24 protein-coding genes and 2 tRNA genes are annotated in these 24,276 nt (G+C 70.8%); 3 read left to right on the forward strand and 23 right to left on the reverse strand.

Annotation, left to right across the window (positions count from 1 at the left end; all coding sequences use genetic code 11):
• Positions 1–113 precede the first annotated feature (113 nt).
• From ndk to KSO98_RS14780, 4 genes are all read right to left on the reverse strand, one after another.
• Positions 114–542, reverse strand: coding sequence for a nucleoside-diphosphate kinase (ndk, locus tag KSO98_RS14765; RefSeq protein WP_225286424.1), 429 nt, complete (start codon positions 540–542; stop codon positions 114–116).
• A 9-nt stretch (positions 543–551) separates the two neighbouring features.
• A complete protein-coding gene (locus KSO98_RS14770) occupies positions 552–989 on the reverse strand; it encodes a DUF4233 domain-containing protein (protein ID WP_225286426.1) in 438 nt (145 codons plus the stop codon).
• Entirely contained in the window at positions 986–2,359 is a 1,374-nt protein-coding gene (locus KSO98_RS14775; RefSeq protein WP_225286427.1) for a bifunctional folylpolyglutamate synthase/dihydrofolate synthase, read from the reverse strand. Before KSO98_RS14775 ends, KSO98_RS14770 begins: the two co-directional genes overlap by 4 nt.
• Positions 2,360–2,527: 168 nt before the next feature.
• Complete coding sequence (locus KSO98_RS14780) at positions 2,528–3,424, reverse strand: GNAT family N-acetyltransferase (RefSeq protein WP_225286428.1); 897 nt, start codon at positions 3,422–3,424, stop codon at positions 2,528–2,530.
• A 76-nt stretch (positions 3,425–3,500) separates the two neighbouring features.
• Here KSO98_RS14780 and valS point away from each other — a divergent pair, with 76 nt between their 5' ends.
• A complete protein-coding gene (gene valS / locus KSO98_RS14785; protein WP_225286429.1) occupies positions 3,501–6,122 on the forward strand; it encodes a valine--tRNA ligase in 2,622 nt (873 codons plus the stop codon).
• Positions 6,123–6,252: 130 nt separating this feature from the next.
• On the opposite strand, the gene KSO98_RS14790 is transcribed toward valS, so the two are convergent.
• From KSO98_RS14790 to KSO98_RS14840, 11 genes are all read right to left on the reverse strand, one after another.
• Positions 6,253–7,038: a hypothetical protein gene (locus KSO98_RS14790; protein WP_225286430.1), complete on the reverse strand. Its 786-nt coding sequence runs from the start codon at positions 7,036–7,038 to the stop codon at positions 6,253–6,255.
• Between the two features lie 133 nt (positions 7,039–7,171).
• Positions 7,172–8,458, reverse strand: coding sequence for an ATP-dependent Clp protease ATP-binding subunit ClpX (gene clpX, locus KSO98_RS14795; RefSeq protein ID WP_225286431.1), 1,287 nt, complete (start codon positions 8,456–8,458; stop codon positions 7,172–7,174).
• A 157-nt stretch (positions 8,459–8,615) separates the two neighbouring features.
• Positions 8,616–9,227 carry an ATP-dependent Clp protease proteolytic subunit gene (locus tag KSO98_RS14800; protein ID WP_225286432.1) on the reverse strand — a complete coding sequence of 204 codons (612 nt, stop codon included), beginning with the start codon at positions 9,225–9,227 and terminating at the stop codon, positions 8,616–8,618.
• 3 nt (positions 9,228–9,230) lie between these two features.
• Positions 9,231–9,881 (reverse strand): ATP-dependent Clp protease proteolytic subunit, encoded by a 651-nt coding sequence (locus KSO98_RS14805; RefSeq protein ID WP_372457785.1) that lies wholly within the window; start codon positions 9,879–9,881, stop codon positions 9,231–9,233.
• Between the two features lie 69 nt (positions 9,882–9,950).
• Positions 9,951–10,925, reverse strand: coding sequence for a hypothetical protein (locus tag KSO98_RS14810; RefSeq protein WP_225286433.1), 975 nt, complete (start codon positions 10,923–10,925; stop codon positions 9,951–9,953).
• Between the two features lie 221 nt (positions 10,926–11,146).
• The gene (tig, locus tag KSO98_RS14815; RefSeq protein ID WP_225286434.1) at positions 11,147–12,532 is read right to left on the reverse strand and encodes a trigger factor; all 1,386 of its coding nucleotides are present in this window, start codon (positions 12,530–12,532) and stop codon (positions 11,147–11,149) included.
• A 37-nt stretch (positions 12,533–12,569) separates the two neighbouring features.
• Positions 12,570–12,642 (reverse strand) — tRNA-Pro (locus tag KSO98_RS14820).
• A 28-nt stretch (positions 12,643–12,670) separates the two neighbouring features.
• A tRNA-Gly gene (locus KSO98_RS14825) sits at positions 12,671–12,741 on the reverse strand.
• 103 nt (positions 12,742–12,844) lie between these two features.
• Positions 12,845–13,948 (reverse strand): PP2C family protein-serine/threonine phosphatase, encoded by a 1,104-nt coding sequence (locus KSO98_RS14830; protein WP_225286435.1) that lies wholly within the window; start codon positions 13,946–13,948, stop codon positions 12,845–12,847.
• A 32-nt stretch (positions 13,949–13,980) separates the two neighbouring features.
• Positions 13,981–14,841: an Fpg/Nei family DNA glycosylase gene (locus tag KSO98_RS14835; protein WP_225286436.1), complete on the reverse strand. Its 861-nt coding sequence runs from the start codon at positions 14,839–14,841 to the stop codon at positions 13,981–13,983.
• A 17-nt stretch (positions 14,842–14,858) separates the two neighbouring features.
• On the reverse strand, positions 14,859–15,377 hold the full coding sequence (locus KSO98_RS14840) for a ribose-5-phosphate isomerase (protein WP_225286438.1): 519 nt from the start codon (positions 15,375–15,377) through the stop codon (positions 14,859–14,861).
• Between the two features lie 81 nt (positions 15,378–15,458).
• Between KSO98_RS14840 and KSO98_RS14845 the strand changes: the two genes are divergently transcribed.
• Positions 15,459–16,937, forward strand: coding sequence for a LamG domain-containing protein (locus KSO98_RS14845; RefSeq protein WP_225286439.1), 1,479 nt, complete (start codon positions 15,459–15,461; stop codon positions 16,935–16,937).
• Here KSO98_RS14845 and KSO98_RS14850 read toward each other — a convergent pair.
• A complete protein-coding gene (locus KSO98_RS14850) occupies positions 16,921–17,778 on the reverse strand; it encodes an alpha/beta hydrolase (protein ID WP_225286441.1) in 858 nt (285 codons plus the stop codon). The two genes, KSO98_RS14845 and KSO98_RS14850, sit on opposite strands and share 17 nt — an antisense overlap.
• A 91-nt stretch (positions 17,779–17,869) precedes the next feature.
• Here KSO98_RS14850 and KSO98_RS14855 point away from each other — a divergent pair, with 91 nt between their 5' ends.
• The gene (locus KSO98_RS14855; protein WP_225286442.1) at positions 17,870–18,466 is read left to right on the forward strand and encodes a carboxymuconolactone decarboxylase family protein; all 597 of its coding nucleotides are present in this window, start codon (positions 17,870–17,872) and stop codon (positions 18,464–18,466) included.
• Here KSO98_RS14855 and rdgB read toward each other — a convergent pair.
• The 7 genes from rdgB to murI all read right to left on the reverse strand — a co-directional run bounded on the left by rdgB (position 18,463) and on the right by murI (position 24,208).
• Positions 18,463–19,080: an RdgB/HAM1 family non-canonical purine NTP pyrophosphatase gene (rdgB, locus tag KSO98_RS14860; RefSeq protein WP_225286444.1), complete on the reverse strand. Its 618-nt coding sequence runs from the start codon at positions 19,078–19,080 to the stop codon at positions 18,463–18,465. The two genes, KSO98_RS14855 and rdgB, sit on opposite strands and share 4 nt — an antisense overlap.
• Positions 19,077–19,787, reverse strand: coding sequence for a ribonuclease PH (gene rph / locus KSO98_RS14865; RefSeq protein ID WP_225286446.1), 711 nt, complete (start codon positions 19,785–19,787; stop codon positions 19,077–19,079). Before rph ends, rdgB begins: the two co-directional genes overlap by 4 nt.
• A gap of 43 nt (positions 19,788–19,830) precedes the next feature.
• Positions 19,831–20,634 (reverse strand): SGNH/GDSL hydrolase family protein, encoded by an 804-nt coding sequence (locus tag KSO98_RS14870; protein WP_225286448.1) that lies wholly within the window; start codon positions 20,632–20,634, stop codon positions 19,831–19,833.
• A gap of 87 nt (positions 20,635–20,721) precedes the next feature.
• A complete protein-coding gene (locus KSO98_RS14875; RefSeq protein WP_225286449.1) occupies positions 20,722–21,534 on the reverse strand; it encodes an ABC transporter permease in 813 nt (270 codons plus the stop codon).
• On the reverse strand, positions 21,531–22,433 hold the full coding sequence (locus tag KSO98_RS14880; RefSeq protein WP_225286450.1) for an ABC transporter ATP-binding protein: 903 nt from the start codon (positions 22,431–22,433) through the stop codon (positions 21,531–21,533). Before KSO98_RS14880 ends, KSO98_RS14875 begins: the two co-directional genes overlap by 4 nt.
• Positions 22,434–22,509: 76 nt before the next feature.
• Complete coding sequence (locus KSO98_RS14885; RefSeq protein ID WP_225286451.1) at positions 22,510–23,268, reverse strand: MBL fold metallo-hydrolase; 759 nt, start codon at positions 23,266–23,268, stop codon at positions 22,510–22,512.
• A 115-nt stretch (positions 23,269–23,383) separates the two neighbouring features.
• Positions 23,384–24,208 carry a glutamate racemase gene (murI, locus tag KSO98_RS14890; protein WP_225286452.1) on the reverse strand — a complete coding sequence of 275 codons (825 nt, stop codon included), beginning with the start codon at positions 24,206–24,208 and terminating at the stop codon, positions 23,384–23,386.
• Positions 24,209–24,276: the final 68 nt, after the last annotated feature.

Raw genomic sequence — 24,276 nt, forward strand, 5'->3', positions numbered from 1 at the left:
AATCTCGGAGTCTCTCAACGAGACTTCGGAACGTCGCGGGAGAGAGAAACCGCCCGCCGGCAGAGCCGACGGGCGGTGGAGGCAGCGAGCCCTGAGGGCTCCGAGACCGAAGGTCAGAGGCTGGGGAACCAGATGCCGATCTCGCGCTCGGCGGACTCGACCGCGTCCGAGCCGTGGACCAGATTCTGCTGGACCGCGAGGCCCCAGTCGCGGCCCAGGTCGCCGCGGATGGTGCCCGGCGCGGCGGTGGTCGGGTCGGTGGTGCCGGCCAGGGAGCGGAAGCCCTCGATCACCCGGTGGCCCTCGACGACCATGGCCACGACCTGACCGGACAGCATGAACTCCACCAGCGGAGCGTAGAAGGGCTTGCCCTCGTGCTCGGCGTAGTGCGCAGCGAGCAGCTCGGGGGTCGCCGCGCGGAGCTCGAGGGCGGCGAGCGTGTAGCCCTTGGCCTCGATGCGGCGGACGATCTCACCGGTGAGGCCGCGACGGACGCCGTCGGGCTTGACGAGGACGAGAGTGCGCTGAAGCTCGACAGTCATGGCGTGAGGCTATCCGTTGCCCTGGAGCCGGTCCCACTCCGCGTACGCGGCGGCCTTCTCCCGCTCGATCTTGGTGGAGAGCGCCATCGCGCCCCACCACAGCGCCAGGAAGACGATCGCGAGCACGAGCACCAGGTGCACCCAGATCGCCAGAGCCAGGGTCGCGACCTGCACCAGCCAGCCCGCCGCGTAGGCCCACCGGTGGCGGAGCATGCCGGAGAGCAGGATGCAGATCAGGCACAGCCCGACGGCGAGCGGGACGGCGACCTTCGCGGAGACGTCGCCGACCGAGATCATCACCGGGGCGACCAGGCCGAGGGTGATGCCCTGCAGGACCAGGATGGCGGCCGCCATGCCCCGGCGCGGGGACTTGTCGCGGTCATCGGTGTAGGCGATCTGCGGGACCGCGATCGGCACCTCCGCGTCGTGGTCGTCCGGGGTCGTCATCGCGCGCCCTTGCGGCGCAGCAGCACACGGGCCTCGCCGACGGTGACGACGGAGCCGGTGACCAGGACCGCTCCCCCGCTGATGGAGGACCCCGAGCCGTCCGTGTCCTCCGCCAATGCCGATGCCGCGTCGATGGCGTCGTCGAGGCGCGGCACGACGGTGACGCGGTCCTCGCCGTAGATCTCGATCGCGAGCTCGCCCAGACGCCGGGCCGACATCGCGCGCTCGGTGCTGTTCTGGGTGACGATGAGGTGGGACAGGTGCGGCTCGAAGACGGCCAGCAGCCCCTCGACGTCCTTGTCGCCCATCACGCCGACGACGCCGATGACCGACTCGAAGCTGAACGCATCCTCCAGGGCGGCCGCGGTCGCCTCCGCGCCGTGCGGGTTGTGCGCGGCGTCGAGCAGGATCGTCGGGCTGGAGCGGACGATCTCCAGGCGGCCCGGCGAGCTGACCCGGGCGTACGCGTCGGTGACGAGCTCGGCGTCGAGCGGGTCGCTGTCCTGGTCGCCGAGCAGTGCCTCGACGGCGGCCAGCGCCAGGGCGGCGTTCTGGGCCTGGTGGGCGCCGTAGAGCGGGACGAAGAGGTCCTCGTACGTACCGCGCAGACCGCGGAGGCTGACGAGCTGTCCACCGACGGCCGCGGTGGTGCTGAGCACGCCGAAGTCGACGTCCTCCTCCACCACGGTGGCGCCGACCTCGGCCGCGCGGGCCAGCAGCACCTCGCGCACCTCGGGCAGCTGCTTGGCGATCACGACGACCGCACCGGGCTTGATGATCCCGGCCTTCTCGGTGGCGATCGCGACGGGCGTGTCACCGAGGTACTGGGCGTGGTCGAGGCCGATCGGGGTGATCACCGCCACGGCACCGTCGGCGACGTTGGTGGCGTCCCACGAGCCGCCCATGCCCACCTCGACGACGGCGACGTCGACCGGGGTCTCGGCGAACTTCGCGAACGCCATCCCGACCACGGTCTCGAAGAAGGAGAGCGGGTGCGGCTGGTCCTCATCGACGAGGTGCGTGTACGGCGCGACGTCGTTGAACGCGGCGACGAAGTCGTCGTCGCTCAGCGGCTCACCGTCGATGCTGATCCGCTCGTTGATCCGCTCCACATGCGGGCTGGTGAACCGTCCCGTGCGCAGCTCGAGGGTGCTCAGCAGCGTCTCGATGATGCGGGCGGTGGAGGTCTTGCCGTTGGTGCCGGTCAGGTGCACCACCTGGTAGGCGTGCTGGGGGTCACCGAGCAGCTCGGTGAAGGCGCGGATCCGGTCGAGGCTCGGCTCGAGGCGGGTCTCAGGCCACCGGGAGAGCAGTGCTTCCTCGGCCTCTTGGATCGTGTGGGCCGGACGGGCCTGGGGGGTCTCACTCATCGCCCCGCGAGTCTAGGCGACCAAGCGAGCGACAGCGTGAGCGAGGGACGAGCTCGGGCGCTGGCCGCGAGCGCGGGAGCCGGCCGCGCAGCGGCCAGGCGACCAAGCGAGCGACAGCGCGAGCGAGGGACGAGCTCGGGCGCTGGCCGCGAGCGCGGGAGCCGGGCGTCAGCGCGCGACGAGCTCGAAGTTGGCTGTGTCGTACGCCGGCTCGTAGCCGAGCCGGGCGTAGACGCCGTTGGAGACCGGGTTGTCGAGATCGGTGTACAGCGTGGACCGGCCCCCTGCCTCCACGATCAGCTGCGAGGCGTACGCGACACCCGCGGCGGCGTAGCCGTACCCGCGGTGCTCGCGCGGCGTGTAGACGGGGCCGACGTGCCCGACTCCGAGAACGGGATGGTCGAGGCCCGTCAGGTGCACGACCACGCCGTCGGCCTCCCACAGCACGACGCGACGCTGATCGATCCGCGCCCGCATGTCGGCGGGGGTGAGCGCCTCGCCCTCGTGTGAGCCGGAGGGGCGGCCCGCCTGCTCGTCGGCGGCGCGACGGAAGTCGTTGAACCAGGCCAGGCACAGGTCCAGGTCCGTCTCGGTCGCGAGACGACCGCGGCCCTGGACGCCGGTCGGCGGGACCAGCGTCCCGAGCTCCCACAGCCGGGTCGCCATGGTCATCTCGACATCTCGACCGAGCGCCGCGGCCATCGTCTCGGCGACGACACCGGCAGCGGGCAAGGTGCCGTTGGCGCCGCCCGGGTCCTCCCCCAGCCCGACCGCCCAGCTCCCGAGCAGCCTCGCGGCCGGGTCGGGCATCGAGGTGACGTACAGCGGGTACGGCGCGAACGCCGCGGTCCGCATCGCCGCGCCCACCGCGTCTCCGGAGGGATCACGCACGAGGGCGAACCAGAAGTACGGGGAGCGCTCCGGGCGGCCGTCGCGGACGGCGCGATCGGCGGTGACGGCGATCATGGCGGCCTCGACCCGGTGCTCGCGGAAGTACGCCTCCCCAGCCGCGAGGAACGCGCGCGGATCGTCGAACATCGCGACCGTGTAGTCATCGGGGAGCATGCTCGATCCTCACCGCCCACGGGCCGTATCCTCAACCCATTTCGCGCCCGTCGGCGGGCGACCCTAGGATTTCCTCATGAGTGAGCCCACCAGCAGCCAGAGCCCCGACGCGTCGACGCAGCGCAGCGCCGGCGTATCGGTACCGGAGAAGCCGGCGCTGGAGGGGCTGGAGGCCAAGTGGTCGGAGCAGTGGAAGGCCGACGACACGTACGCGTTCGACCGCACCCAGCCGCGCGAGAACGTCTACTCCATCGACACTCCCCCGCCGACCGTCTCGGGCTCGCTGCACGTCGGCCACGTCTTCAGCTACACCCACGCCGACCTGGTCGCGCGCTTCCAGCGGATGCGCGGCAAGTCGGTCTTCTACCCGATCGGCTGGGACGACAACGGCCTGCCGACCGAGCGTCGCGTGCAGAACTACTTCGGCGTGCGCTGCGACCCGTCGCTGCCGTACGACGCCGACTTCACGCCGCCGGAGAAGCCGGACCCGAAGCGGCAGATCCCGATCTCGCGGCCGAACTTCATCGAGCTGTGCGCTCAGCTGGTCGTCGAGGACGAGAAGGTCTTCGAGTCGCTGTGGCGCACCCTCGGCATGTCCTACGACTGGTCGCTGCAGTACACGACCATCGGCAAGGACGCGACCGCCGTCAGCCAGCGCGCGTTCCTGCGCAACCTCAGCCGCGGCGAGGCGTACCTCCAGGAGGCGCCCACGCTGTGGGACGTCACCTTCCAGACCGCCGTCGCCCAGGCCGAGCTCGAGGCGCGCGAGTACCCGGGCGCCTACCACCGCGTCGCGTTCCACGGTGCCACCGGCCCGATCCACATCGAGACCACCCGACCGGAGCTGATCCCGTCGGTGGTCGCGCTGATCGCGCACCCGGACGACGAGCGCTACCAGCCGCTGTTCGGCACCACCGTGAAGTCGCCGATCTTCGGCGTCGAGATCCCGGTCCTCGCCCACGCCGCGGCCGAGCCCGACAAGGGCGCCGGCATCGCGATGTGCTGCACCTTCGGTGACCTCACCGACGTGCAGTGGTGGCGTGAGCTCAACCTTCCCGTCCGGACGGTCATCGGCCGCGACGGCCGCTTCACCGCTGAGACCCCGGAGTGGCTCGTCGAGGCCGACTTCTACGGCGAGCTCGCCGGCAAGACCACCCACTCGGCGCGCGAGGCGATCGTCGCCAGGCTGCGCGAGACCGGCGACCTGGTCGGCGACCCGAAGCCCACCCAGCGGATGGCGAACTTCTACGAGAAGGGCGACAAGCCCCTCGAGATCGTCGCCACCCGACAGTGGTACATCAAGAACGGCGGCCGCGACGCCGGCCTGCGCGACGCGCTGCTCGACGACGGGTCCTCGATCACCTGGCTGCCCGAGCACATGAAGCACCGCTACGACAACTGGGTCGGCGGCCTCAACGGCGACTGGCTGGTCAGCCGTCAGCGCTACTTCGGCATCCCGTTCCCCGTCTGGTACGCGCTCGACGCCGAGGGCAACCCCGATTACGCGAACCCGATCGTCGCGGACGAGGCGCAGCTGCCGCTCGACCCGTCGACGGTCGCACCGGCCGGCTTCACCGAGGACCAGCGCGGCGTGCCGGGCGGCTTCATCGGCGACCCGGACGTGATGGACACCTGGGCCACCTCCTCGCTGACGCCGCACATCGCGGCCAAGTGGGGTACCGATGACGACCTGTTCAACCGGGTCTTCCCGATGGACCTCTGCACCCAGGGTCACGACATCATCCGGACCTGGCTCTTCTCCCGCGTGGTGCGCGCCCACTTCGAGAACGGCGCCGTCCCGTGGTCGCACGCCATGCTCTCGGGCTGGATCCTGGACCCGGACCGCAAGAAGATGTCGAAGTCGAAGGGCAACGTGGTCGTCCCGACCGAGATCCTCGACAAGTTCGGCGCCGACGCCGTCCGCTGGCGCGCGGCCCTGTCGCGGCCGGGCATGGACTCGCCGTTCGACGAGACCCAGATGAAGGTCGGGCGCCGACTGGCGATGAAGGTGCTCAACGCGGCGAAGCTGGTCCTGGGCAACCTCGAGGCGACCTCGCTCGACACCTTCGCGGTCTCCGAGCCGGTCGACTGCGCCCTGCTGGGCCGCCTGGCCGGGGTCGTCACCAAGGCGACCGAGGCCTTCGACGCCTACGACTACACCACCGCGCTGGAGTCGGCCGAGAAGTTCTTCTGGGACTTCTGCGACGACTACGTCGAGCTGGTGAAGGAGCGCGCGTACGGCGAGCCGTCCGACCCGGGCACCCTGTCCGCGAAGGCCGCGCTGGCGATCACGCTGCACACGCAGTTGCGCCTGCTCGCCCCGTTCCTGCCGTACGTGACCGAGGAGGTCTGGTCGTGGTGGCAGGAGGGCTCGATCCACCGCGCCTCGTGGCCGACCGAGCTCGAGCTCGGCTCCGCCGCGGCGGCCGACGACACCGTCCTCGGTGCCGCCGCCGTCGCCCTGTCAGGGATCCGCGGCGTGAAGTCGAACGCCAAGGTCAAGATGCGTGCGCCGCTGGCCCGCACCGAGGTCACCGGCCCCGAGGCGCTGGTCCGCGCCGCCGAGCTCGCCCAGGGCGACCTGCGCCGCTCCGGCACGATCGTCGGCGACCTGGTCTTCACCGTCGACGCCGAGGCGTCCGAGCTGCGGGTCACCGCGGAGCTGGCCCCGGAGCCGGAGGCCGCGCCCGCGGAGTGAGCGCGAGGTGGTTCGAGTGGGAGCGGGGCGCGAAGGCGCCCGGCTCCTTGCTCGCCTCGAGCCCCACGACGAACGAACGGCGGCCCACCCGGAGGGGTGGCCCTCCGTTCTGCTGTCTGCTGGGTCGGGATCAGTGACCGCTGTGGCCGTGGGCCGGGCCGATCATGCCGGGAGCGTGGCCGTGGCCGAACCCGCTGTTGCCGGGAGCCGTGCTCGTGTGGCTGCTCCTGCCGGGTGCGGTGGCGCTGGGGCCGCCGTGAGCCGGACCGTGGCCCTTGTCCATCGTGGGGCCGGCGGTGCTGGTCGGGCCGCTGTAGCTGTAGCTGTAGCTGCGGGTGTTGACGACCGGCGTCGGGCTGCCGTGCTTCGAGGCGCCATGGGACTGCGGCCCGGCGACGCCGTGCGCGGCGTGTCCATGCGGGGCGCCCCAGCCATGGTCGGGGCCGCTGATCGGCGTCGCGACGGTCGCGGTGGACGCGACCGGGTCGTGCTTCGGTCCACCGTGGCTCGCGGACGTGGCAGGCGCGACCGTCTTGACGGTGTTCACAGGCGTGGCGGGCGCGACCGGCTGCTTGGGCTGCGAGTGCACCGGAACGACCGGGTGCGCGTGGAAGCCACGCGTGATGTGCGCGGCCGGGATCGCCGACGGGTGGGTCAGGTGCAGGACCTGCGCGGGCGAAGAAACGACCGGCGTGGAGTCGACCGTCGCGGGAGCCGCGGGCTTCGCCGGCGTGGAGGGCTGGAGCGTCTCACCCTGCTGGATCTCCATCAGCTGGAGCCCCGCGACGACGGGCGCAGCGAAGCTGCGCCACGCGTCCTTCGCGTAGCTGCGCATGCTGTTGGTCGCCAGCACGACGACACAGGCGATCGCAACGACGACGAACGCCGTCAGCGGTGCCTTGTGATTCGAGGACACGCTCGCCCCTTCCCAGCCCGGACCTGGTGATGACAGGACCCTAGTCTCGCCTAACCGATCGGTCAGAAGCGAACTGTCCTGAGGCAAATGACCCAAACGGACTATGCGGCTCGGGACGTTCGGCACGCAGCGCTCAGGCCGACTTCTTCTTCTTCGCCTCGTCGACGGGGATGAGGGTCGGGGCGGACTCGCCGGTGACGACCTCCGCGGTGACGATCACCTTCGCCACGTCTCCGCGTGAGGGCACCTCGTACATGGCGTGGAGGAGGATCTCCTCGATGATCGCGCGCAGGCCACGGGCGCCGGTCTGGCGCTCCAGCGCCTTGTCGGCGATCGCCTGGATGGCGTCCTCGGTGAACTCGAGCTCGACACCGTCGATGTCGAAGAGCTTCTGGTACTGCTTGATCAGGGCGTTGCGCGGCTCGGTGAGGATCTGCACGAGCGCGGCCTGGTCGAGCTTGGTGACGCTCGCGATCAGGGGCAGACGTCCGATGAACTCGGGGATCAGGCCGAACTTGGTGAGGTCCTCGGGGCGGACCAGCTTGAGCAGGTCCTCCGCGTCCTTCTCGGCCTTGCTGTGCACCTCGGCGGTGAAGCCGAGGGTCTTCTTGCCGACCCGCTGCTCGATGATGTGCTCCAGGCCGGCGAAGGCGCCGCCGACGACGAACAGGATGTTCGTGGTGTCGATCTGGATGAACTCCTGGTGCGGGTGCTTGCGGCCGCCCTGCGGCGGCACCGAGGCGGTGGTGCCCTCGATGATCTTCAGCAGCGCCTGCTGGACGCCCTCGCCCGAGACGTCGCGGGTGATCGAGGGGTTCTCGGCCTTCCGGGCGACCTTGTCGATCTCGTCGATGTAGATGATGCCCGTCTCGGCCTTCTTGACGTCGTAGTCAGCGGCCTGGATCAGCTTGAGCAGGATGTTCTCGACGTCCTCGCCGACGTAGCCAGCCTCCGTCAGGGCGGTGGCGTCCGCGATCGCGAACGGGACGTTGAGCATCCGAGCGAGGGTCTGGGCGAGGTAGGTCTTGCCGCAGCCCGTCGGACCCACGACCAGGATGTTGGACTTGGCGACCTCGACGTTCTCGTCCTTGTGCTTGCCGGGGCCGTTGGCACCCGACTGCACGCCGGCCTGGACCCGCTTGTAGTGGTTGTAGACCGCGACGGCGAGCGCCTTCTTGGCCTGCTCCTGGCCGATCACGTAGGAGTTGAGGAACTCGAAGATCTCGCGCGGCTTGGGCAGCTCGTCGATGCTGACCTCGGAGCCCTCGGCGAGCTCCTCCTCGATGATCTCGTTGCACAGGTCGATGCACTCGTCGCAGATGTACACGCCCGGCCCGGCGATGAGCTTCTTCACCTGCTTCTGGCTCTTGCCACAGAAAGAGCACTTGAGCAGGTCGCCACCGTCACCGATGCGTGCCATGGGCGATCAACCTCCGCGTTTGCGTGTATTGCTGGTTCGAGACTGTGTTGCTGGTGCTGCTGTGTTGCTGACCTGCCGACCGTACCCCGCGCCGTGCCGCCGGTGAGGGATCCACCAACGGTACGGCGCAGGGTCGTGCCGTTACTTCTCTATCGGCTCAGGCGAGCGCGGGAGCAGGGGTCTTGAGGGAGCCCAGCACCTGGTCGACGATGCCGTACTCGACAGCCTGCTGCGCGGTGAGGATCTTGTCGCGCTCGATGTCGCGGCTGACCTCCTCGATCGACTTGCCGCTGTGATCCGAGATCATCTTCTCCAGCAGCTCGCGCATCCGGAGGATCTCGTTGGCCTGGATCTCGATGTCGGAGGTCTGGCCGAACGTGCCCTCGGTGTAGGGCTGGTGGATCAGGATGCGGCTGTTGGGCAGTGCCATCCGCTTGCCGTGGGTGCCGGCCGCGAGCAGGATCGCGGCCGCCGAGGCGGCCTGACCCATGCAGACGGTCTGCACGTCGGGCTTGATGAACTGGATGGTGTCGTAGATCGCGGTCAGCGCCGTGAACGAGCCACCCGGGCTGTTGATGTAGATGCTGATGTCCTGGTCGGGGTTCATCGACTGCAGGCACAGCAGCTGGGCGATCACCGCGTTGGCGACGTCGTCGCTGATCGGGGTGCCCAGGTAGATGATCCGCTCTTCGAAGAGCTTCGCGTAGGGGTCGATGCGGCGGAAGCCGTAGGACGTCCGCTCCTCCCACTGCGGGATGTAATAGTTCATGCGTCAGTCCTTCTTGTGGGCCGGGCGGCCCTCGCCGGCGGCTTCCTTGGCACTGGAGATCACCTTGTCGACGAGGCCGTACTCGAGGGCCTCGTCGGCGGTGAACCAGCGGTCGCGATCGGCATCGGCGATGACCTGCTCGACGGGCTGACCGGTGTGCTTGGAGATCAGGTCGAGCAGCACCTTCTTGATGTGCAGCGACTGCTGGGCCTGGATCTTGATGTCCGAGGCCGAGCCGCCCATGCCGGAGGAGGGCTGGTGCATCATGATGCGCGCGTGCGGCAGCGCATAGCGCTTGCCCGCAGCACCCGCGCAGAGCAGGAACTGGCCCATCGATGCGGCCAGGCCCATGCCGACCGTGGCGACGTCGTTGGGGATGTAGTTCATGGTGTCGTAGATCGCCATGCCCGCATCGACCGAGCCGCCGGGGCTGTTGATGTGCAGGAAGATGTCGGCCTCGGGGTCCTCGGCCGAGAGCAGCAGCAGCTGGGCGCAGATCGCGTTCGCGTTCTGGTCGCGTACCTCGGAACCGAGGAACACGATCCGCTCCTTGAGCAGTCGGCTGTAGATGTTGTCGTCGAGGAAGTTGAGCCCGGCGCCACCGTTCATGGTCGGCGCGTCGTACCCCTGGGGTGCGCTGGAGTTCAGGTTCACAATGGCGACACTAGCCGCCGAAGCAGACAGAACCACGGGATGGCGTGCCCTGTTCGCCGAGAGCAGATTTCAGACGAGCCAGCGCAGCAGCGCGTCGTGGACGGCACCGCGGTTGGTCAGCGGCTCCCCCACGGGCAGCTCGAACGCCTCCGCGGTGGGGAACAGGTCGACGACCTCACGCGGACGCCGGCCGCCGCGGCGGTGCCGGCCCCAGAACAGCCGGCCGAACGCGCTGCCGAAGGGGTTCGGCCCGGCCATCCGCTCGGTGACCAGCAGGTGGTCGGCGCTCACGGCGGGCTCCAGCGCCAGGAAGGCGGCGTCGGCCTGGACGATCCCGGCCAGCTGCTCGTCGATCCGGCGCCCGACGCCGGTGGCCAGGAGGCTCGGCTCGCAGGCGTAGCGCGGCACGCCGAGCCCGATCACCTCGGTGACCTTCGCGGTCCACGGGGCCGCGTCCGGCAGGCGCATCGCGGCGGCGGCGCGCACGGCCAGTCCCCCGTTGCCCGCCGCCAGCAGCACGATCCGCTCCACCGGGACGGGCCAGGAGCCGGTGAGACGCTGGAGCTGGGAGGCGAGCTCGATCCCCGCGCGGCTCGGCGAGCCGACGTCGAGGCGGGTGTGGATCGGCGTCCAGCCCAGCAGCGTCTGCAGTCGCTCGGCGTACGTCGCGCCGGTGGTGTCGCGGCCCTCCGCCCAGAGGTACTCGTCCTCGCCCGGGGGCGGCACCAGGACGAGCAGGCGACCGGTGAGCGTGGTCGTACGGGCGAGGAGATCGGCGAGCTCGCCGGGCGGCACGTCCTCGTCACCGTGGCGGAAGGCGAAGACCGGCCGGTCCAGCTCGGCCACCGCGCGACCGAGGGAGGCGCCCGCGATCGCCAGCGGCGTGCGCATCATCGGCGCCGCGAGGGCGGCCAGCGGACGGGCGATGGGGGCGGCGACCGGCACGATCGCGCGGCTGATCGGGCGGCGCGCCAGGCTGGTCGCCCGCCAGGTGCGGCGGAAGAGTCCCCCGAGGCGGGTACGGCGCGGGGCGGGGCGGCTCACCGGGACAACCTACGCGACACGAGCGAGGCCGGGCGAGCGAGCAGCGCGCCAAGCGCGCATTACCCGCGGGTACGCCGGGAAACGTGACGCGCCCCGCACCCGGAGTTCGGGTACGGGGCGCGTCCGTGCTTCAGCGCGCGGCCCGGGTCGGCGTGCTACGCACGCCCGACCTCGTGGCTCGGGACAAGAACACTCGCAAGCTCGGCTCTCGGCCTCGCTCCTCAGCTCTCGTCGACGGTCTCGTCCGCAGCCTCGGCGGCCTCGTCGCCCTCGGGGGCGAAGGTGCCGTCGGGGAGGAGGCCCTTGAGGACGACCTCGTTGCCCGACTTGTCGGTGACCTTGGCGGCCTCGACGATCTCGGCGAGGGCCTTGCCGCGGACGATCTCGGCGGCGTACTCGCTGATGTGGTGCGGGTGCTCCTGCAGGTGGGCGAAGGCCTGCTGCGGGTCCTGGCCCTGCTGCTGCGCGCGGCGGATGACGTGCTGGGTCAGCTCGTTCTGGTCCACGCCGTACTCGTTCTTGGCGGCGATCTCGTCGAGGAGCATCTGCGCGGCGATCGAGTCGCGGACGCGACGCTCGAGGTCGGCCTCGAACTCGTCCTGGGTCTGGCCCTCGTCCTCGAGGTACTTCTCGAGGGTGAGACCAGCGAAGACGAGCTGCTGCTCGAACTGCTCGCGGCGGGTGTTGAGCTCGTCGGTCACCAGACCCTCGGGAAGCGGGATCTCGACCTTCTCGAGGAGAGCCTCGAGGACGGCGTCACGGGCCTCAGCGGCCTGCTCGAGGCGCTTGCCCCGGCCGAGCCGCTCCTTGACGTCGGCCTTGAGCTCAGCGACGGTGTCGAACTCGCTGGCGAGCTGGGCGAAGTCGTCGTCGACCTCGGGCAGCTCCTGCTCCTGGACCTGCGTGACCTTGACGACGACGTCGACCTGCTGGCCGATCAGGTCGCCACCGACGAGCTGGCTGGTGAAGGCCTTCTCCTCGCCGGCCGACAGGCCGGCGACGGCCTCGTCGAGACCGTCGAGCATGCCGCCGCGGCCGACCTGGTAGCTCATGCCGCTGACCTCGGCGCCCTCGACGGCCTCGCCGTCCTGGGTCGCCTTGAGGTCGATCACGACGAAGTCGTTCTCGGCAGCGGCGCGCTCGACGTCCTTGAGGGTGCCGAAGCGCTCACGCAGCGCCTGGACCTGCTCCTCGTCGTCCTCGTCGCTGACCTCGATGTCCGCGACCTCGGCGGCGATGCCGTCGTAGTCCGGGACCACGATCTCGGGCTTGACGTCGACCTCGGCCACGAACTCCAGCGGGCCGTTGTCGTCGAACTTGGTGACCTCGAGCTCCGGCTGCGCCAGCGGGGTCAGGTTGTTCTCCTGCAGCGCCTCGCTGTACTTCTGCGGAAGCACGTCGTTGAGGGCCTGGTCGAGGACCGCGGCGCGGCCGACCTGGCGGTCGATCACCGACGGCGGAACCTTGCCGCGGCGGAAGCCGGGCACGTTCACCTGCTGGGCGATCTGCTTGTATGCCTTGTCGAGGCTCGGCTTGAGCTCCTCGAAGGGCACCTCGACGGTCAGCTTGGCCCGGGTCGGGCTCAAGGTCTCGACGGCGCTCTTCACAGGCTTTCTCCTCTTGGTTGATCGGGTGGTGAAGCAGTCGGGGCGACAGGACTCGAACCTGCGGTCTCCTGCTCCCAAAGCAGGCGCGCTAGCCACTACGCTACGCCCCGCGAATCGACCCCCAGTGAGCCGGCTTCGAGCGGATGACGGGAATCGAACCCGCGTAATCAGTTTGGAAGACTGAGGCTCTACCATTGAGCTACATCCGCGCGCTGTTCCACAGCCGGGGAACCGGCTGCGAGCAACCCGCACATGGTGCCACACAGGACACGGTGCGACCCAACCGGTCCGGCGTCGCGGGCCGCTCCGGCGTCAGGCCACCGAGCGGGTGACCACGACCATGGCGCGGTCGTCGTCCTTGGATCCCAGCGCATCGACGAGCCGCCGCGCGGCACCGTGGAAGTCACCGCGCAACAGCTGCTCGGCCTCCCCCAGCAGGCGGTCGATCCCGAGGTCGATGTCGCGGCGCGGCTCCTCCACCATCCCGTCGGTGTAGAGCAGGACCGCGTCGCCGGGGCGCAGGGTCCCGGTCGCGGCGGTGAAGTCGGCGCCCTCGATCAGCCCGAGCAGCGGGCCCTCGCTGGCGAGGACCTTCCAGCGCCCGTCGCCCGCGGTGCGCTGCACGGCCGGCGGGTGGCCGGCCGTACGGACCTCGAACGCGCCGGTGTCGAAGCGGACCGTGAGGTGGACGGCGGTGGCGAAGCCCTCCTCCCAGCCCTGGCGCAACAGGTAGGCGTTCGCGGCCGGCAGGAAGCCGTCCGGCGGCAGCGCGCTGAGCATGCCGCCGAAGGCGCCGGAGAGCAGCAGGGCGCGGGTGCCGGCCTGCTCGCCCTTGCCGGAGACGTCGACCACCACCACGTCGAGCCGGTCCGGGGTCGGATTGCTGGCGACCACGAAGTCGCCCGCGAAGAGCGTGCCGCCGGCCGACGCGAGCGAGGACTCGGCGTGCCAGCCCTCCGGCAGCCTCGGGATGCCGCCCTGGTTGAGGATCCGGTCGCGCAGGTCGACGAACATCGACTCGCCCATGAAGCCCGCCACACCCAGCCGCGATCGGCGGAACGAGACGAGCAGCACCAGCAGACCGAGCAGGAACTCGATCGCGATCGAGGCCTGGGTGAGCGGGGTGATCTCGCCATGTCTGAGCAGCACCGCCACGACCAGCATGGTCATCAGGAGCACGACGAACCACGGAAGCACGCGCGGTCCGAGGACCAGGCTGCCGACGATCAGCGGCACCAACAGCGAGTTGAGCGGGACCCGGGTGGGCTGGAGCACGATCAGGACGGCGAGCACGATGCCGAGCAGCGTGAGCCACAGCAGCGCCACGCCCTCCGCACCGGAGCGCCGCTGCTGAGCGCGCAGCTCAGCCAGCGTCCGCCGCATGCCGGCAGGCGCCATCGCGGCCAAAGCACTCATCGAGCCTCGTCTCCGAGTCGGGGTTCGTGGGATCACTCTAGGCCTGACTGTAAAGAGGCTGTGCGCGGTCTGTACCGAGGCTGGCACCCGGGGCACCAGAAGAGATTGCGTCCCTGAAGCTCCGCTGTGCGTACGACCTTGCCACAGACATGGCACGCCTGCCCCGTACGACGGTAGACGTACACCTCGCCGCCGTGGTCGTCCTGGCGCGGCGGGCGCCCCATCGCCTCGGGGGTGTGCTCGGGGCGCACGGTGTCGATCCGGTTGTCGATGACGCCCTGGTGCATGAGCTCGACGAGGTCGGTCCACATGGCGTTCCACTGGGCACGGCGCAGGGTGTTCCCGGGGCGCATCGGGTCGATCCGGTGCCGGAAGAGCAGCTCGGCGCGGTAGACGTTGCCGACGCCGGCCAACACCGCCTGATCCATCAGCAGCGCGCCGATCGCGACCTTGCTGCGGCTGATCCGATCCCACGCGCGGGCGGGGTCGCTGTCGGTGCGCAGCGGGTCGGGGCCGAGCCGGGCGATCACCGCATCGCGCTCGGCGGCGGTGATCAGGTGGCAGGTGGTGGCGCCGCGCAGATCGGCGTACGCCTCGGGGCCGACGATCCGCAGACGGACCTGCCCGACCGGCGCGGGCGCCGGCTGCCCGGACTCGCGGCGCGCGATGAGGAACTTGCCGTAGAGGCCGAGATGGATGTGGACGTATCGGTCGTCCGGGAAGGCGACGAAGAGGTGCTTGCCCCACGCCTCGGCGCGTTCGAGCACCTGACCGTCGACCTGCGCGGCCGACTCGGCGAAGCGGCCCTGCGGGCTGCCGACACGCACCTGTCGGCCGCCGAACGCAGCACCCAGGTCGGCGGCGAGCCGGTGGAGGGTGTGTCCCTCAGGCATTCAGGAGCGCCCCGGGCTCAGTCCTGGTCGTCGGCCGGGCCGAGGCCCACGGCCGACTCCGGCAGCGCGGGCCGCCGGCCGAGGCTCTCGTACGTGGCCATCTGCTCGATCCGGCGCACGTGCCGCTCGTCGTTGCTGAACCCCTCGGCGAGAAAGATCTCGACGAAGCGGGTCATGTCCTCGAGCGAGTGCATCCGACCGCCGACGGCGATGACCTGCGAGTCGTTGTGGTCGCGGGCCAGCTTGGCGGTCTCGTCCGACCAGACCAGCGCGGAGCGGATGCCCTTGACCTTGTTGGCGGCCATCTGCTCACCGTTGCCCGAGCCGCCGATGACGACGCCGAGGCTGTCGAGGCCCTCGGCACGCTCACGGGCGACCGCCTCGGCCGCGCGGATGCAGAAGACCGGGTAGTCGTCCAGCGCGTCGTAGACGAACGGACCGTGGTCCACGACGTCGTACCCGAGCTCGGTGAGCCGGTCGGTGAGGTGGGCCTTGAGGTCGAGTCCGGCGTGGTCGCAGCCGAGGTGAACGCGCATGGCCGGATTCTCTCAGACGCATGGCCGTCCGGCCGCATGGATACCTGACCCCGCTCCCGTCCTCGTCGCCTTGGAGCCTCCATGCTCTTCTCCCCCGCCATCGTGCGCATCGTCCGCCGGATCTCGGCCTGGATCCCTGTGCTGGCGCTGGTCGCCGGGACGGTGATGCTGATCCCGGGTGCTGACGCCGCCCACCGGGCCCGGATCACGATCACGCCCTCCCGGGCCGCGCCCGGCGAGCCGCTGGTGATCCGCGGGAAGCTGCCGACCACGTTCCGGCGAACGATCTTCGTGCAGCGAGGCATGTTCGGGAGCTTCGGCGACCTCGTCCGCACGCATACCGACAAGCACGGCCGCTTCCGGGTCACGATCCCGAAGAACGGGATGCCCAGCGATCCGTACCGAGTACGGGCTCCGCAGGTGCGCAAGCATCACCGGACCTACCCGGCGATCATCACCGCCGCCCGGACCATCGTGACGCTTCGCCCCAACGTGAGCGCGGCCCTCTCGGCCGACGCCGTCGCGGTCGGCGCGCCGGTCGAGCTCACGGCGGTCGGCACGCCCGTACGCCCGGGCCGGCCGCTCACCCTGCAACGTCGGATCAGCCCGACGCGGTGGCAGACCGTAGCCAGTCATCGCGAGGACGCCCGCGGCAGTGCCACCTTCGCCCTCGACACGTCGACGGCGGGGATCTTCACCTATCGGGTACGCGCCGAGACCTGGCACGGCTCGGGCTGGATGCCGACGTTCCCGGTCGACCTGAGCGTCGGCGCGGGTCCGCTCCCGCAGGCCCAGGGGCCGGGACCGGCTCCGACCGGCGCCCCGCACAGCACGGGTCCGCAGCCTGGCCCGGTGAACGCGGCGAACACCTTCAAGTGGGGTCGGATCACCGAGGACTGGGGCTGGGAGAAGGGTGAGTCGACCGACCCGTGGCAGATCTACTCCGACGGCAGCGGCCGGGCCTCGATCGACACCGCTCTGCTCGTGCTCGACTCGGGCGTGGCCAAGCCGCGGCAGCGCGACACCGGGAGCGTGCGCGCCACGCTGACCGGTGCCGGGCACGCGTACGGCCGCTGGGAGGCGAAGGTGCGTGGACCGATCTTCCAGAGCGGCAGCGCCGACTATCGGATGGGCTTCAGCCTGGTGCCCGCGCGGCCGGGCGACCAGCACTGCGGTGGCTTGAGCGTGGACGTCGGGTCGTGGACCGGGTACAGCAGCACCACCACGATCGGCGTACGGCACGGCAACACCGCCTGGACCACGACCCGCAGCAAGGCCCGCAACGAGGAGAACTGGCACACGCTGGCCGTCGAGGTCACCCCGACGCGGATCGTGTGGTTCATCGATGCGAGGGTGACCGCGGTCCTCAAGAACAGTGCCGCCATCCCGCGGGTCCCGCTGGTGCCGCAGCTGCGGCTCGATGGGGCCGGCGCGGGCGTGGAGATGAACCACGCCCGGCTCAACACCGACTGGCTGCGCTACTTCACACTGGCGCAGAAGGACAAGGGCCGGATCGCCGGGCCCGCCCCCACGGCGACTGCCGTCACCGGCGCCTGCTGAGCTCCGCGACCCCGTCGAGGAACGCTCCGGTCTGGCGCATCACCAGGTCGGAGGCGTCGGCGTGCTCGGGCTGGCGCCAGAACGCGTGCGGGACGTCGAGGATGCGCGAGCCGACAGCCCGTACGCCCTCCGCGCGCAGCCGGGTCAGGAGGTGCTCGCCCTCGTCCCGGGCGATGTCGTGGGCCGCCGTGACGATGAGGGTCGGCGGCAGCGTCCCGAGGTCGGGCGAGCCGAGCGGCGCCACGTGCGGATGGGTCAGGGCGGCCGGGTGGGCGCTGCGGTCGACGTACTGCTGCCAGTACCACTGCGCCTCGTCGCGGTCCCAGGTCCAGTCGGTGGCCTGGTAGCTGGCGAAGGAGCTGGTCGGGTCGAGGAACGGGTAGATCAGCACCAGCGCGGTCACCAGGCCCGGGTTGCGCAGCGCGCCCACCATCGCGAGGTTGCCGCCGGCGCTGTCGCCGTGGCCGATCACCCGGCGGCTGCGCTCGGCCGCCCAGCGCAGGGCCCGGTCCGTGTCCTCGACGGCCGCCGGGTACGGGTGCTCGGGCGCGAGCCGGTAGTCGACGCTGAGCACCGCGCGGCCGGTGCGGTTGGCGAGCCGCCGGCTCGGCGCGTCGTGCACCTCGACGTCGTTGAAGACGAAACCGCCACCGTGCAGGTGGACGATCACGGACTCGGCGAGATCCGCGCCCTCGGGCAGGTAGAGGCGGGCCGGGACGCCGTCGACGTCGACGTCCTCGACGTGCGCGACGGGCTCCTTCGGATGCGTCGCGGCCTCCGCGCGGCCCGCTTCGCGGTCGGCGAGGGTCTGCTCGTAGTCGGCGTCATGAGGTACGTGCACGCGGTCACCCTCTCAGGTGGCGGCCGGGCACACATCGGATTTCTCACCGGACGCCTTGGCGGCAGCGCCCCGTCGGGCGCACGCTTCAGGGATGTTCATCCGGACCGTTCCCGAGGACGAGGCCACCGGAGCCGTGGCCGACTACTACGACCAGCAACGCCGACAGTGGGGCTTCCTGCCCGACTACGCCGGCGCGTTCGCTCCCAGACCCGCGGTCGCCGAGGGCTGGGCCGCCCTCAACGGCGCGATCCGCGGCGGCATGGACCGGCGCCGCTTCGAGCTGGTCACGATCGCAGCCGCTCGCGCGCGACGGTCGACCTACTGCACCGCGGCCCACTCGAAGTTCCTGCGCGACGACTGCGGCGACGTCGGGACCCTTGACGCCCTGACCGCTGATCCGAGCGGAGCAGGCCTCGCGCCGGTGGATCGGGCGCTCTACGCCTTCGCGACCAAGGTCGCCACCGCGGCCGACACCGTGGACAGCGACGACGTGGCGGCGCTGCGCGCGCACGGCCTGGGCGACGCCGAGATCGCGGAGGTCGTCTACGCCGTCGCCGCCCGGGCGTTCTTCACCACCGTCCTCGACGGGCTCGGGGCGCAGCTCGACCCGCAGACCGCCGCGGCGTTCCCCGACGAGACCCTGGCGGGCCTCATCGTGGGACGCCCGGTGGGCGGCGAAGCGTCCTAGCCGAGGACCTTCGCGATCCGCGGGCCGAGCTCGCGCATCGCCTTGCCGCGGTGGGAGATCGCGTCCTTCTCCGCCACCGTCAGCTCCGCGCTGGTACGGCCGTCGGGGGTGTCGTCGGCGACGAACATGACGTCGTAGCCGAACCCGCCCTCGCCGCGCAGCTCGCGGATGACGCGACCGTCCATCCGGCCCTCGACCACGATCTCGCCGTCGGGGCCGTCGCCGAACACGAACGCGATCGCACAGGCGAAGTGCGCGCCGCGACGCTCGTCGGGGACGTCGTTGAGCTGGTCGAGCAGCAGCTCGTTGTTGCGCTGATCGGACTTGGGGCGTCCGCCCCAGCGCGCGGACAGCACGCCGGGCATGCCATTGAGCGCGTCGACGCACAGACCGGAGTCGTCGGAGACCGACGGCAGCCCGGTGGCGGCGAAGCCCGCGCGCGCCTTGAGCAGCGCGTTGCCCTCGAACGTCGGCGCGTCCTCGACCGGCTCCTCGTAGAAGTCGACGTCGTCGAGGCCGAGCACACGTACGCCGGGGACGAGCGGAGCGAGGATCCGCTCCATCTCGGCGATCTTCTTGGCGTTGCGGGAGGCGACGAAGATCCGAGCGGTCATCGGCCCAGCGACTCCGCCTGCAGGTGGGTGAGGTCGGCGCAGCCCTTCTCCCCCAGCGCGAGCAGCGCGTCGAGCTCGACGCGGTCGAAGGCGACGCCCTCGGCGGTGCCCTGGACCTCGACGAACCTGCCCTCGCCGGTCATCACGATGTTCATGTCGGTCTCGGCCCGGACGTCCTCGACGTACGGGAGGTCGAGACGCGCCTCGCCGTCGATGATGCCGACCGAGATGGCCGCGACCGAGCCGGTCAGGGCCTGCGGCACGCCGAGCTTGGCGCAGGCGTCGGCGAGCGCGATGTACGCGCCGGTGATCGAGGCGGTGCGGGTGCCGCCATCGGCCTGCAGCACGTCGCAGTCGATCTGGATGGTGTTCTCGCCGAGCTTCTCGTAGTCGATGATCGCGCGCAGCGAGCGGCCGATCAGGCGCGAGATCTCGTGCGTACGCCCGCCGATGCGGCCCTTGACCGACTCGCGATCCGAGCGGGTGTTGGTCGAGGCCGGGAGCATGGAGTACTCGGCGGTGACCCAGCCCAGGCCGGAGCCCTTGCGCCAGCGCGGGACGCCCTCGGACGCGGAGGCGGCGCACAGCACCTTCGTCCTGCCGAACTCGATCAGCACCGAGCCGGCGGCGTGGTCGAGCCAGTTGCGGGTGATGGTGATGGGGCGCAGCTCGTCGTTGGCGCGGCCGTCTTCGCGGTTGCTGGTCATGCGGGCGAGCCTAGGCGACGGGAGCGAGACGGAGCGAGCTCGCTCAGGCCGAGCGACTGAGTCGCGGCCCGGAGGGCGGTGTCCTGCGGTCGGCCCGCTCGCCGGGGCGGACGGCCTGGCGTACGACCCATGGGCCGAGGTCGCGTGCCCGGCGACCGATCCAGGGCGCCCCCTCCGCGATCATCCAGGCGGCGTCCCGCCGCCAGCTGCCCGGCAGCCCACCGGAGCACTCCAGCGAGGGCAGCTCGAAGTCGTAGCCGAACCGGTGCAGGTCGAGCGCGAAGTGCCGGGCCAGCAGGCGGTGGCCGCGCTCGCCGGGGTGCATCCGGTCGACGGACCAGTACGAGCGGTCGAGCGCCTCCGGGTGGGCGCCGAGATCGACCCGCGCTCCCCCGAACCTGCGGTGGACCTCGTCCCAGACGCTGTTGAGCTCGGTGAGCCGCCGCAGCAGCGGGCGACGCAGGGCGTGCGGCAGCCCGAGCACCGTGCTGTGGTCGTGGAAGCGGGCGGTGAGCAACAGCGCGCCACTCCCGGTGAGAGCCTCGGCGCAGGTCATCAGCTCCACCCGCAGGCGGGCGGGATCCCAGGTCGAGCGCATGGTGTCGTTGACACCGACGATCAGCGAGGCGATGTCGGGGTGGTGGGCGATGGCGTCATCGAGCTGGTCGTCGAGGACCGCGGTGCCGGTGGCACCGGGCACGGCCAGATGGCACGCGCTGACGTCGTAGGCGGTGGTGAGCGAGTCGGCGAGCAGGCGGGCCCAGCCACGCCACCCGTCCGGCGTCGGGTCCCCGATGCCGAAGGTGGTGCTGTCACCCAGCGCCGCGAAACGGAGGTATCCGGCCACGAGACCAGCCTGACGGGGCCGGCTACCAGCCGGCCCCGTCAGGATGTCGTGCTCCGGAACGCTCCGCGAACGGTTGCGTCGCGTCGGCTACTTCACCTCGGCGCGGCTGATGCGGCGCAGGCCTAGGAGGAGCGGGGCGCCGAGCCAGATCAGCACCGCCACGATCAGGTGGCCCCACTCGCCGGCGCTCATGTTCCAGAAGCCGTCGTAGAGCGGACCGGTCGCCTGCTGGAAGAAGATCCAGCGGGAGAAGCTGTCGAACCAGCCGATCAGCGCGTTGCCGATCCCCAGGATCGTCGGGACTGCGAACCAGAACGCGTAGTAGATGACGATCGCGGCCGGGGTGTTGAGCACCAGCGCCGCCCAGGCGAAGCCGATCAGCATCAGCGCGCACTGCACGATCACGAAGCCGACCACGCCGGCACCGCCCGTCCACGTGACCGAGCCGCCCACCGCGCCGTAGAAGAGGTTGAAGAGCACGCCCATCACCAGTGCGAAGACGACGGTGACGAGCGTCCAGATGAGCGCGACGCCGAGCTTCGCGGTGATGACCCGGTCGCGGCGGGGCTCCAGGGCGAAGGTGACCATGGCGGTGCGCTGGGTCCACTCGGAGGTGACCAGCAGGATCGCCACGACCGGGAGCATCAGCTCGCACACGAAGCCGGCCACCCCGGCGAAGGTGCCCAGATCGACGGTCGTGTCGCCGTCGCCGTTGACGGCGAGCACGATCGCCGCGATGAACTCGGCCGCCACCACGACGGCACCGAGCGCGAAGAGCAGCCAGAAGCTGGCCTTGGTGTCCCACGACTTGCGGAACTCGACCTGGAGCAACCGGCTGAACGGGATGCCGCTCGGCGCGGTCGAGCGCGGCGCCGCGGGGGTCTGGGTCGCGGTGCTCATGCCACCACTCCTTCGCGCTGGGTGTCGGCGGTGAGCTGCAGGAACAGCTCCTCGAGACCGCCGTCGCCGGAGCGCAGGTCGGTCAGGACGATGTGGTGCTCGACGGCGGTGCGGCCGACCTCGACGGGCTCGGCGGTGATCCGCAGACCCTCTCCTGCCGGGACCACGGGGATCCCCTTGGCGCTCAGCGCGGCGCTCAGCCCGTCGTTGTCGAGGGAGGTCGCGAGCGTCTCGACCTTCGTGTTGTGGGACAGCAGGGCCGCCCGGTCGCCCTGGGCGAGGATCTTGCCGCGGCCGATGAGGATCATCTCGTCGGCGATCATCTCGACCTCGTGCAGCAGATGGCTGGAGAGCAGCACCGTGCCGCCCCGGTCGGCGTACGACTTCAGCAGCCCACGCATCCACCGGATGCCGGCGGGGTCGAGGCCGTTGGCCGGCTCGTCGAGGATGAGGATCTCGGGGTCGCCGAGCAGGGCGTTCGCGATGCCGAGTCGCTGCTTCATGCCGAGCGAGTAGTTCTTCACCCGGCGCTTGGCCTCACTCGGCGAGAGCGAGACCAGCTGGAGCATCTCGTCGACGCGGCTCGACGGCAGGCCCATGGTCATGGCGCTGAGGGTGAGCACCTCGCGGCCCGTACGTCCGCCGTGCTGGGCCGAGGCGTCCAGCAGGACCCCGACCGTGCGACCCGGGTTGGGCAGGTCGTGGTAGTCGACGCCCTTGATGGTGGTGCGCCCCTTGGTCGGCGGCGTCAGGCCGACCATGATGCGCATCGTGGTCGACTTGCCGGCACCGTTGGGGCCCAGGAAGCCGGTGACCCGGCCGGGCTCGCAGGTGAACGTGACGTCGTCGACCGCGGTGTAGGCCCCGTACACGCGGGTGAGTCCCTCGACCTTGATCATGGGTGACAGCCTGCCAGTCCCGACCACACCGCGCATCGGGGTTCACCCCGAATGTCCCACGACAGATGTCACGGTCCTACACGAAGTAGGTGGCTCCTGGGCGGGCCAGCTCGGTCGGGCCGGAGAACGCCGGCACGGCCTCGGCGAGGATCTCCTGCTCGTCGTGCCACGGCGGCACGTGGGTGAGCACGAGGCGACGCACCCCAGCGGCCTCGGCGGCCTCGCCGGCCTCCTTGCCGGTGAGGTGCAGGTTCGGCGGGTTGTCGTCCTGCTCGCGGAACGACGCCTCGCACAGGAACAGGTCGGCGTCCTTGGCGATCTCCACCAGCGCGTCGGTCGGTCCGGTGTCGCCGCTGTAGACCACGGACGCGCCGTCGGCGGTGACCCGCAGCGCGAAGGCGGGCACCGGATGCTCGACCTCGCGGGGCTCGATGGTGAACGGTCCGATCTCGACGACGCCCCGGTGGCGCAGGAAGTCGAACTCCTCCTCCATGCCGGGCTTGCGCGGCAGGTCGTACGCACGGGCGAGCCGGCGCGGGGTGCCGCGCGGCCCGTAGACGGGGATCACCGGCTGCTGGCCGCTGGGGTGGTACTTGCGCAGCACGTAGTAGCTGGTGATGTCGATGCAGTGATCGGCGTGCAGATGGCTGAGCAGGATCGCGTCGACCTGGAGCGGGTCGATGTAGCGGTGCAGCGCGCCGAGCGCGCCGTTGCCCAGGTCCAGCAGGAGGTTCCAGGTGCGGCCCTCGGCGTCGTCGGCCTGGAGCAGGTAGCAGCTGGCCGGTGAGTCGGGCCCCGGGTAGGAACCGCTGCACCCCACGATCGTCAGCTTCACAGGAGACCTCCGCACATGGGTCGCAAGGCTAGGGCTTAACCATCCGCTTGGCAGTACGTCTTGACCCAGGTCACATGTGACCTGGGAAGGACACTATGCCCGTCCGGACCGGTTGTTACGCCAGACCGCCGGCGAACTGGCGCGCAGCCGCCATCTCCGGACCGAGGAACCGGCGCCCGATGGTCTCGAAGGCCTCCGGCGATCCGGTGGTGGTGAACGAGTACACGGGCTCGCCGCCGGGGCGCATCAGGTCGCGCTGCGCGAGCATCCGGTAGACGTCCTTCGCGCACTCCTCGGCACTGCTGACCAGGGTGACGTTGTCGCCCATCACCATCGAGATGACGCCGGTGAGCAGGGGGTAGTGGGTGCACCCCAGGATCAGGGTGTCGACCCCCGCGCCGATCAGCGGATCGAGGTACTCGTGCGCCGCCTCGAGGAGCTCGTCGCCGCTGGTGATGCCGGCCTCGACGAACGGGACGAACTTCGGGCACGCCCGGGTGTGGAGCTCGACGTGGGCGGCGGCCGCGAAAGCGTCGTCGTACGACATCGAGTCGGCCGTCACCTGGGTGCAGATGACGCCGATGCGGCCCGTGCGGCTCGCGGCGACCGCGCGCCGGGTGGCCGGCAGGATCACCTCGACGACCGGCACGTCGTAGCGCTCGCGGGCATCGCGCAGCATCGCCGAGCTCGCGGCGTTGCAGGCGATGACGAGCGCCTTGACGCCCTGGTCGACCAGGTGGTCGAGGCACTCGAGGGCGTACTCGCGCACCTCGGCGATCGAGCGGTCGCCGTACGGGGCGCGGGCGGTGTCGCCGACGTAGGAGATCGACTCGTGGGGCAGCTGGTCGATGACCGCGCGGGCGACGGTGAGGCCGCCGAAGCCGGAGTCGAAGATCCCGATCGGAGCGTCGCGGTCGGGGGACGGGGTCAGGCCGGGCACAGTGAAATGCTAGGCGGTCGGCGAAGGCGACGCGGCTCCGGGGCGCCGCCGTCCGCCGGCCCGGCCTG

Source organism: Nocardioides nematodiphilus (assembly GCF_020216525.1).
In the GTDB taxonomy this organism is placed as follows: Bacteria; Actinomycetota; Actinomycetes; order Propionibacteriales; family Nocardioidaceae; genus Nocardioides; species Nocardioides nematodiphilus.